Raw genomic sequence first — 9,400 nt, forward strand, 5'->3', positions numbered from 1 at the left:
CGAGCGCGCGATCGTCCATTGCCATGAAGATCGCGACCTTCAACATCAACAATATCAACCGCCGGCTGCCGAACCTGCTGCGCTGGCTGCGCGCGGCGAAGCCCGATGTCGTCAGCCTGCAGGAGCTCAAGGCCTCCGATGCCGAGTTTCCGTTGGCCGCAATTGAAAAGGCCGGCTACGGCGCGGTGTGGTGCGGACAGAAGACCTGGAACGGGGTCGCCATCCTCGCGCGCAAGGCCGAGCCGGTCTTGATCCGCACCGCCCTGCCCGGCGACCGCGACGACCACGAGGCGCGCTACATCGAAGCCGCGGTGCGCGGCATCGTCGTCACCAGTCTCTATCTGCCGAACGGCAATCCGCAGCCTGGACCGAAGTTCGAGTACAAGCTCGCCTGGTTCAAGCGGCTGCGCGCGCACGCGGCAAAACTGCTCAAGCAGGACGTCCCGGTCGTGCTCGCCGGCGACTACAATGTCGCGCCCACCGCGCTCGACATCTATCCGACGCGCTCCTGGGACAAGGATGCGCTGATCCAGCCGAAAACCCGCGCCGCGTTCAAGGCGCTGGTCGATCAGGGCTGGTGCGATGCGATCCGCACACTGCATCCGACGCAGCCGATGTTCACCTTCTGGGACTACAAGCGCAATCGCTGGCCGCGCGATGCCGGCCTGCGGCTCGATCATCTGCTGCTCAGCCCGGCGGTGGCTGAGCGGTTGGTGAAAGCCGGCGTCGACCGCGATATCCGCGGCGAAGATGGTGCCAGCGACCACGCGCCGGCGTGGGTGGTGTTGAGGTGATGGGCGGAAGACAGGGAATGTGAGGCGCGCGGCTTCGTCTAGCCAGAGATGAGGGGGCGTGTTGCCAAAATATCGAAAACAACCCCATGCAAAGTAACCGGCGGCGGACGGCCTTCGACCTGGCGACTTGACACGTCAGGCAAATCAGCGATATTATTCGAATATTCCGAAATCCTGCAGGCGCGGCCCCCGCAAGCGGAAGAGGTGCAGCCAGTCTGCGGCAAGACCGATTCAACCCGACTTCATCTTGCTCTAGATACTTCGTCTTGTTCTAGATTCGGTGTCATCACCGCGCATGCGGGTGATCCGGTATTCCAGAGGCGGCTGTGCTTGAGCCGAGAGGCCGCGGCATACTGGGTCGCCCGCCGGAGCCTGTCATCGGGCGCGCATTCGCGCGACCCGTTGGCGGGCGATGACAGCGGTAGATGTGGCGGGGGCAATCCGGTCCGGGAGCACGCGCGTGGGCTTTCTCTTCGTCCTCATCGTCGGCCTGATCGCCGGCACCATTTCAGGAATAGTCGGCACCGGCTCGTCGATCATGCTGATGCCGGTGCTGGTCTATCAGTACGGGCCGAAGCAGGCCGTGCCGATCATGGCGGTCGCAGCCGTGATGGCCAACCTCTCGCGTATCCTGGCCTGGTGGCGCGAGGTCGACTGGCGCGCCTGCGCCGCCTACTCCGTCACCGGAATCCCTGCTGCGGCGCTGGGCGCACGGACGCTGCTGGCGCTGCCCTCGCATGCGGTCGACGTCGCGATCGGTGTGTTCCTGATCGCGATGGTGCCGGTGCGGCACTGGCTTGCGCGGCATGAATTGAAAGCCAAGCTCTGGCATTTGGCGATCGGCGGCGCCGTGATCGGCTATCTCACCGGAATCGTGGTCTCGACCGGTCCGCTCAGCGTGCCGCTGTTTCTGTTCTACGGCCTCACCAAGGGCGCGTTCCTCGCCACCGAAGCTGCGAGTTCGCTCGGGCTCTATCTCAGCAAGTCCGTCACCTTCGAGCGCTTCGGCGCGCTGACATCGGACGTCGCGCTCAAAGGCCTGATCGCCGGCGCCTCACTGATGTCGGGCGCCTTCATCGCCAAGCGCTTCGTGCTGCACCTCAAGCCCGAAATGTTCCGGCTGTTGATGGACGGCATCATGCTGTTGGCGGGCGCGTCGCTGTTGTGGTCGGCGACAACGTCCTAGCTGGCAATCTATTTGATTGTCGCCTCGGCCGCGATCAGTTCCTTGCCATCAGCGCTGCGGATCGTCAGCCGCACCTGATCGCCGCTGCCGCCGGAGGGAAGTGTCGCCGACAGATGATTTCCGTTCTTCGGGTCGGCGGCCACGATCTCGTCGAACACTACGGCATCGCCGCGCTTCAGCGTGATCCGCAACGGCGCGGCCGGCGCGATGCTGAAGAACTGGAGGTTTGCGTGGGATGCGTCCGCCGAGAAATTGACCAGGATGTTCTCGTTGGCCTGGGTCACGTTGCTCATGCCGACGGTCGGGCTGTAGGTTTCCGTAACCGACACTTCGCCGAGCGCGGCAAGGTGCGCGGGGTGGAAGAACTGGTCGGACACGCCGGCCCACAACTCGACGTAAGGCTGCGCTTCGGTCGGCGCCTTGCGGGCATCGGCTTCGTTGGTGAACGAGGGAAATCCCCACGTCCACATCTTCAATCCGCGAGTCACATGATTGTCGGCGACGCGGATGATGCCCTCTTCATTGTCGTGGTTGATCACGCCCCAGAAGTTTCCGCCCTGCATGTCGGGCACGGCATAGGCGATGCCCATCGTCGGCCAGTTTTTGAAGTCACGCAGCTTTTCGAAACGATGGGTGTCCGGACCCGTGCGGGCGTCGCCCTCGGCAATGTTCGCCGACCATACAGGCGTGGTGTAGGTCGTAACCGGCGCGATGATCTCGGCGGCGGCGGTGGTCCTCGGATGCTGCGGATCGGAGCCCGGCGCCAGCGTCGCGCAGGTCCAGTATTCGTAATCGATCGGCTTGGCCTGGGTATTTCTGAGCACCACGCGCGCATCGACCGCGGCGCGATCGGCTTTCAGCGTGACATAGGTGGTCGCCTCGATGCCGGTCTCGCCGGTGAAACGCTTCGGTGCCGCGGAATAGGCAAAGTCGTCCTTCAGCGACATCGCCACCGTCACCTCGGTTTCTGTCTGCTTCACCACCCGGAACTCCCACGGCTTCAGCCAGGTCCGGCCGTGCTCGGGATCCGGAAAGGTCGGAAAAATGCCGCCGTAGACCATCAGCCAGTCGTAATAGAAATTGCCGGCCTTCATCCCGTAGGGCACGCCCACCTCGGTGCGATAGAGCTGTTCGTGACCGGTCGGCTTGTACACGATCGACAGGATGCGCCCGCCGAATTCAGGCACCAGCGTCACCTTCAGATAGCGGTTCTCGAGCACCTGGGTGCGGAAGGTTCGGTCGACGATGACAGTCTTGTCGAGCGAGCCGTCGACGAATCCGTTGTCCGCCGTGGTTGCGTATTTGACGGTGCTCCAGCTGATCGTCGACTCCGTGAGCGACACGCTGTCGGGCCTAGGCGACGCCGCAAGTACGCTGGCGTGAGGCGCACAGACCGCCGAAACCAGGGCGACCGCGATGCAGATGCGGACAAGACGGGCAGCAAGAATGGCCATTGAAATTGCCTTCGAACGGGAGCGGCAATTCTACCCGATCGATGCGTCCGCGGACATCCATGCCGGGGCGCCAACCGTGTCATGCGGGGCGAGCCGTGGTATGCTCGTCTGGCACCGGCCGACAGGGCGCCCGATAATGACGTCATTCGAACTCTCGCTGTTTGCCGACTACTTCCAGTTCTACATTCAGGACGAACCTGCATCCGGCGACCTATCCGAGGCATGGACGGAGGAAGCGGTTGACCGGTTGCTCGCGATGGCACCAGGGATGGTCGGGATCGGCACCGTGCGCAACATGCATGTTCCGGTCTCGGTGACGATTCTCGACGGCGAGCCGGTCGACGATTTCGCTGAATGGGACCACGTCGTCGAAGCCTGCCTCGACATTACATCCGGGCGTATCGTGATCGCCCGTTGCACCGATTACTTCCCCGATGCGATGCGCATCGAGGTCTCGCCGGGCACCTACCGGGTGCGCGTCTCGTACGGCGCACTCGACAGGCTATCGGTGAATGGCCTGGAGGGCGACGATCACTACCGGCTGCAGCTTTGGCCCGCCCCGTCGATCGCAGTTCGCGTTTTGAAATAGCGCGTGGAATGACTCAAACCTTCCTCGCGTCGCCGAGAAATGTTCTGAGGGGCGAAACCTCGCGGCGTCGCTGGCGGACGGAATCGCAAAGTCATGATCCGACTGGACAGACCAGCACAAATGTTCTATATTTGTTCTTCATTGCATTGAGCAGTAATGGCCAAATCGACCCTCTCCTTTGTCTGCCAGAACTGCGGCGCGGCGTATAATCGCTGGCAGGGCAAGTGCGAGTCCTGCGGCGAGTGGAATACGCTGGCCGAGGAGGACACGACTGGCGCGACTTCGATGCCGGTCTCGATCCGCTCCAAGCGCAAGGGGCGGACATTCGCGCTCGAAAGCCTGACCGGCAAAAGCCAGGATGCCCCGCGCACCTCCTCCGGCATGGCCGAGCTCGATCGCGTCACCGGCGGCGGTTTTGTGCGCGGCTCGGTGCTCTTGGTCGGCGGCGATCCCGGCATCGGCAAATCGACGCTCTTGACCCAGGCGACCAGCATGATGGCGCGCGCCGGGCATCGCGCGGTCTACATCTCCGGCGAAGAGGCGGTGGCGCAGGTGCGGCTCCGCGCCGAGCGGCTCGGGCTGGCGGATGCGCCCGTCCAATTGGCGTCGGAGACCTCGGTCGAGGACATCATCTCGACGCTGTCGGAAGGCGCCGTGCCGCGCCTGATCGTGATCGATTCGATCCAGACGATGTGGACCGACACGGTGGAGTCAGCACCGGGCACGGTGACCCAGGTCCGCGCCGCGGCGCAGGCCCTCATTCGGTTTGCCAAGAAATCCGGCGCTACGATCATCCTGGTTGGCCATGTGACAAAAGACGGCCAGATCGCCGGCCCCCGCGTGGTCGAGCACATGGTCGATGCGGTGCTGTCGTTCGAGGGCGAAGGCTCGCAGCAATTCCGCATCCTGCGCGCGGCGAAGAACCGCTTTGGCGCCACCGATGAGATCGGCGTGTTCGAGATGACGGGGCTCGGCTTGCGCGAGGTCACCAACCCCTCCGAATTGTTCCTGTCCGAGCGCGATCTCGGCAGCCCCGGCACGGCGGTGTTTGCCGGCATCGAGGGCACCCGTCCCGTGCTGGTCGAATTGCAGGCCTTGGTGGCGCCGACCTCGCTCGGCACGCCCCGCCGCGCCGTGGTCGGTTGGGACCCGAGCCGGCTGTCGATGGTGCTGGCGGTGCTGGAGGCCCATTGCGGGGTCAAACTGTCCGGGCACGACGTCTACCTCAATGTCGCCGGCGGGCTGCGCATCCAGGAGCCCGCCGCCGACATGGCGGCGGCCGCGGCTCTGGTGTCGTCGCTGGTGAACGCGCCATTGCCGACCGATGCGGTCTATTTCGGCGAGATTTCGCTCTCAGGCGCGGTCCGCCCGGTGGCACAGACCTCGGCGCGGCTGAAGGAGGCCGCCAAGCTCGGCTTCGGCCGCGCCATCCTGCCCGAATCGGCCCGTGGCGACGTCGGCGGCGACGCCGGGCTGACCCTCAACAGCGTCGGCAATCTGACCACTCTGGTCGCCGAAATCGCCGCGCTCGGGACGCCACGGGGCCGAGGTACGCCAAGAGGCGACCCGGGCGCCCAGCGGGACCCTGAAGCGGTTGAGAAAAATGCCACACCGGCCCGATTCCGTCGCGAGACCAGCTAAAGCGGCGTGACGTATCAGCCCTCCGCCGCTATACATCCGGCGCGCGGGAAAGGTTGCCTACCGGCCTTGCCGGATGGGCCCGATCCCCCTCAGTTAGGACGGCACCGAGTTTGCCGATTCGCGAGTGCTTTTAGACAGCGTGCTCAGAAAACAGCGTACCCAGAACGTACCAGCGGACCTGACCAGCCGATGCCGATAACGATACTTGATCTCGTCCTGCTCGGGGTGATGCTGATCTCGGGCCTGCTTGCCATGGTGCGCGGCTTCATGCGCGAGATCCTGTCGATCGCGGCTTGGGGCGCCGCGGCGCTGGTCACGCTGTATGCTTTCTCGAAGCTGCTGCCGACCGCCAAGACTTACTTCAATAACGACACGATCGCGGCCGCGGTCGTGGTGGCCGGCGTCTTCATCGGCACACTGATCGTGGTCTCCATCATCACGGTGCGGATCTCCGACATGATCCTGGATTCCCGGATCGGCGCGCTCGACCGCACCCTGGGCTTCCTGTTCGGCCTCGCCCGTGGCCTGCTGATCGTCGTCGTGGCCTATCAGTTCTTCGTCTGGCTGGTTCCGGACAAGCAGCGGCCCGACTGGGTGACCGGGGCGAAGTCCCGGGTGGTGCTGCAGGGAACCGGGGAATGGCTGCTGGCGCTCTTGCCTGACGACCCCGAGAACACCATCTTAAAGAAATTCAAAAAGAATAAGCCGGACGATGATTCTGCTGATACCGATCAGGCGGCGCCTGCGTCGGGCGACGGCTATACCAAACCTGCCCGCGACAGCCTTAAAAAGCTGATCGAGAAACCCGCGGGCCAATAGCTTTTGGGCTAAAGTGACTTTCGGGCCCTAACGAGAGGCGATGAACGAGATGCAAACCAGTTCAGATCACGCCGACCAACAGGACCTCGACCTCGGCCCGATCGAATTGCGGGATGATCTCCGACACCGCGACCTGAACCCTGACCTGGACCTCGATCTGGATGGCGACACGCTCCGCGAGGAATGCGGCGTGTTCGGCATCTTCGACCATTCCGAAGCTGCCGCGATCACGGCGCTCGGCCTGCACGCCCTTCAGCACCGCGGCCAGGAAGCCGCCGGCATCGTCTCCTTCGATGGCAGCCGCTTCCACTCCGAGCGCCGCCTCGGCCTGGTCGGCGACACCTTTTCCCGCCGCGAGGTGATCGAGCGCCTGCCCGGCACTGCCGCGGTCGGCCATGTCCGCTACTCCACGACCGGCGCGACCATCCTGCGCAACGTGCAGCCGCTGTTCGCCGAGCTCAATGCCGGCGGTTTCGCGGTCGGCCATAACGGCAACCTCTCCAATGGCCTGACCTTACGCCGCGAGCTCGTCAAGGGCGGCGCGATGATGCAGTCGACCTCCGACACCGAGGTGATCCTGCATCTGGTGGCGCAGTCCAAGCGCTCCCGTTTCATCGACCGCTTCATCGAGGCGCTGCGCGCGATCGAAGGCGCCTATGCGCTGGTGGCGCTGACCAACAAGAAGCTGGTCGGCGCGCGCGACCCGCTCGGCATCCGGCCCTTGGTGCTCGGCGATCTCGACGGCCGCCCGATCCTGACCTCGGAGACCTGCGCGCTCGACATGATCGGCGCCAAATATGTCCGCGACATTGAGCCCGGCGAGATCATCGTGTTCGACGAGACCGGCGCGCACAGCCACAAGCCGTTCCCGCCGATGCCGCCGCGGCCCTGCATCTTCGAATACATCTATTTCTCGCGGCCGGATTCCATCGTCGGCGGCCGCTCGGTCTATGATGTGCGGAAGGCCTTCGGCGCGCAGCTCGCGCGCGAGAGCCATCCCGAGGTCGATGTCGTGGTGCCGGTGCCAGATTCCGGCGTGCCCGCCGCGGTCGGCTACAGCCAGTTCTCCGGCGTGCCGTTCGAGCTCGGCATCATCAGAAATCACTATGTCGGCCGTACCTTCATCCAGCCGACCCAGAGCGTGCGCGAGCTCGGCGTGCGGATGAAGCATTCGGCCAACCGCGCCGCGATCGAAGGCAAGCGGATCATCCTGATCGACGACTCACTGGTGCGCGGCACCACGTCGATGAAGATCGTGCGGATGATGCGCGACGCCGGCGCCCGCGAGGTCCACTTCCGTCTCGCCTCGCCGCCGATCCTCTACCCCGATTATTACGGCATCGACCTGCCCGACCGCGGCGGCCTCTTGGCCGCGACGCATACGGTCGAGGAGATGCGCGAGATCATCGGCGCCGACTCGCTCGCCTTCCTGTCGATCGACGGCATGTACCGCGCGATGGGCTATCCCGGCCGCGATCCGGCGAATCCGAAATTCGCCGACCATTGCTTCACCGGCGCCTACCCGACCCACCTCACCGATCAGAGCGAGAGCGAACCGCAGCCGCGGCAATTGTCGCTGCTGGCGGAGGCTAGCTGACGCGAAGCGTCATCCCGGGGCGCGCAGAGCGCGAACCTCAGATGCGCAATTGCGCATCGGGGGATCTCGAAGTTGTTTGCCTTCGTGCCCTAAATCTCGAGATTCCGGGTCTGGCCCTACGGGCCATCCCGGAATGACGGTACCTTTTTCTGTCATGGCCGGGCTTGTCCCGGCCATTTCTGTCTGTAATACCGCCGCAAACACGCGGACAAACAGATCATGACAAAACCCCTCGCCTCCCGTATCGCCCTCGTGACCGGCGCCTCGCGCGGGATCGGCTATGCCACTGCGGTCGCGCTCGCCAGGGCCGGCGCACATGTCGTGGCAGTGGCGCGCACGCAGGGCGGGCTGGAAGAGCTCGACGACGAGATCCGCAAGGACGGCGGCAGCGCCACGCTGGTGCCGCTCACCCTCACCGACTATGAGGGCATCGCCCGGCTCGGCCTGGCGCTGCACGAGCGCCATGGCAAGCTCGATATCCTCGTCGGCAATGCCGGTGTTGCCGGCCCTTCCTCGCCGCTCGGCCATATCGAACTGAAGCCGTGGAACGACGTGTTCGCGGTCAACGTCACCGCGAACTTCCAGCTGATCCGCTGCATGGATCCTCTGCTGCGGCAGTCCGATTCCGGCCGCGCGGTGTTCGTCACCTCGGGTGCCGCCCACAAGGCCAATGCCTATCAGGGCCCCTACGCCGCCTCGAAGGCCGCGCTCGACGCGCTGGTGCGCTCCTGGGCCAACGAGACCGCCAACACCAGCCTGCGCGTCAATCTGTTCAGCCCCGGCCCGATCCGCACCAGGATGCGCGCCACGGTGTTTCCCGGCGAAGACCCGATGACGCTCGACACGCCCGATCAAGCCGCCGAATTCATCCTGCCGATGTGTTCTCCCGCGTGGACCGAGACCGGCAAGCTCTACGATTACAAGGCGCGCGCGCTGCAGAGTTTCCAGCCACCGGCGTAGTGCACAACGGCGAGCCGCGCCTTCACTCGTCATCCCCGCGAAAGCGGGATCCAGTATTCCAGAGGCGGTGCGATTGAATCGAGAAGCCACGCGTACTGGATCGCCCGGTCGAGCCCTACGATATGCACACATCTCCAGACGCGCCCTTGCGGAGCGTCCCATTCTCTGAATCGATGATGGCCCCGCAACATTCGGGGAACAGGCATGGAAGGCGGTTTGGGACGGTTTGGCGACCGGCGCCTGGAAAAAGGGGGGCCGGCTTGCTGGCCCGTTTGGTCAGTGTCGGGCAATCCGGTATTAGTGTGCGTCGCGTGGGAGGCAATCGCGCGGGCGAGATGCGGATTACGCGCTTCTTGCGTA

The 9,400-nt window shown here is 64.6% G+C and carries 8 protein-coding genes; 7 read left to right on the top strand and 1 reads right to left on the bottom strand.

Translation table 11 applies throughout. The annotated features are described in order from the left end of the window. Window positions 1-23 precede the first annotated feature (23 nt). Both UP10_RS16785 and UP10_RS16790 read left to right on the top strand, forming a co-directional pair. A complete protein-coding gene (locus UP10_RS16785) occupies window positions 24-794 on the top strand; it encodes an exodeoxyribonuclease III (RefSeq protein ID WP_044588431.1) in 771 nt (256 codons plus the stop codon). Window positions 795-1,254: 460 nt separating this feature from the next. Continuing rightward, window positions 1,255-1,980 (top strand): sulfite exporter TauE/SafE family protein, encoded by a 726-nt coding sequence (locus UP10_RS16790; RefSeq protein ID WP_044588432.1) that lies wholly within the window; start codon window positions 1,255-1,257, stop codon window positions 1,978-1,980. Window positions 1,981-1,988: 8 nt separating this feature from the next. Here the strand turns inward: UP10_RS16790 and UP10_RS16795 are convergent, their stop codons facing one another. Continuing rightward, window positions 1,989-3,434, bottom strand: a complete 1,446-nt coding sequence (locus tag UP10_RS16795) for a DUF5107 domain-containing protein (protein WP_050043704.1) — start codon at window positions 3,432-3,434, stop codon at window positions 1,989-1,991. Between UP10_RS16795 and UP10_RS16800 the strand changes: the two genes are divergently transcribed. From UP10_RS16800 to UP10_RS16820, 5 genes are all read left to right on the top strand, one after another. Then, a complete protein-coding gene (locus tag UP10_RS16800; RefSeq protein ID WP_197086835.1) occupies window positions 3,427-4,023 on the top strand; it encodes a hypothetical protein in 597 nt (198 codons plus the stop codon). The genes UP10_RS16795 and UP10_RS16800 overlap by 8 nt on opposite strands. A 156-nt stretch (window positions 4,024-4,179) precedes the next feature. Further along, window positions 4,180-5,664, top strand: coding sequence for a DNA repair protein RadA (radA, locus tag UP10_RS16805; RefSeq protein WP_044588434.1), 1,485 nt, complete (start codon window positions 4,180-4,182; stop codon window positions 5,662-5,664). A 189-nt stretch (window positions 5,665-5,853) separates the two neighbouring features. Continuing rightward, window positions 5,854-6,483 (top strand): CvpA family protein, encoded by a 630-nt coding sequence (locus UP10_RS16810; protein ID WP_044588435.1) that lies wholly within the window; start codon window positions 5,854-5,856, stop codon window positions 6,481-6,483. 40 nt (window positions 6,484-6,523) lie between these two features. Beyond that, window positions 6,524-8,080 carry an amidophosphoribosyltransferase gene (gene purF, locus UP10_RS16815; protein ID WP_156180065.1) on the top strand — a complete coding sequence of 519 codons (1,557 nt, stop codon included), beginning with the start codon at window positions 6,524-6,526 and terminating at the stop codon, window positions 8,078-8,080. 219 nt (window positions 8,081-8,299) lie between these two features. After that, complete coding sequence (locus UP10_RS16820; protein ID WP_044588436.1) at window positions 8,300-9,040, top strand: SDR family NAD(P)-dependent oxidoreductase; 741 nt, start codon at window positions 8,300-8,302, stop codon at window positions 9,038-9,040. Window positions 9,041-9,400: the final 360 nt, after the last annotated feature.

Origin of the sequence: Bradyrhizobium sp. LTSPM299, from assembly GCF_000938235.1 — a bacterium.
Lineage (GTDB): Bacteria > Pseudomonadota > Alphaproteobacteria > Rhizobiales > Xanthobacteraceae > Bradyrhizobium.

Excerpts from the sequence above, each read along its gene's own strand:
- UP10_RS16785 (WP_044588431.1), top strand. The coding sequence starts at position 24 with ATGAAGATCGCGACCTTCAACATCAACAATATCAACCGCCGGCTGCCG.
- UP10_RS16820 (WP_044588436.1), top strand. The coding sequence starts at position 8,300 with ATGACAAAACCCCTCGCCTCCCGTATCGCCCTCGTGACCGGCGCCTCG.
- purF (WP_156180065.1), top strand. The coding sequence starts at position 6,524 with ATGAACGAGATGCAAACCAGTTCAGATCACGCCGACCAACAGGACCTC.
- radA (WP_044588434.1), top strand. The coding sequence starts at position 4,180 with ATGGCCAAATCGACCCTCTCCTTTGTCTGCCAGAACTGCGGCGCGGCG.
- UP10_RS16795 (WP_050043704.1), bottom strand. The coding sequence starts at position 3,434 with ATGGCCATTCTTGCTGCCCGTCTTGTCCGCATCTGCATCGCGGTCGCC.
- UP10_RS16800 (WP_197086835.1), top strand. The coding sequence starts at position 3,427 with ATGGCCATTGAAATTGCCTTCGAACGGGAGCGGCAATTCTACCCGATC.
- UP10_RS16810 (WP_044588435.1), top strand. The coding sequence starts at position 5,854 with ATGCCGATAACGATACTTGATCTCGTCCTGCTCGGGGTGATGCTGATC.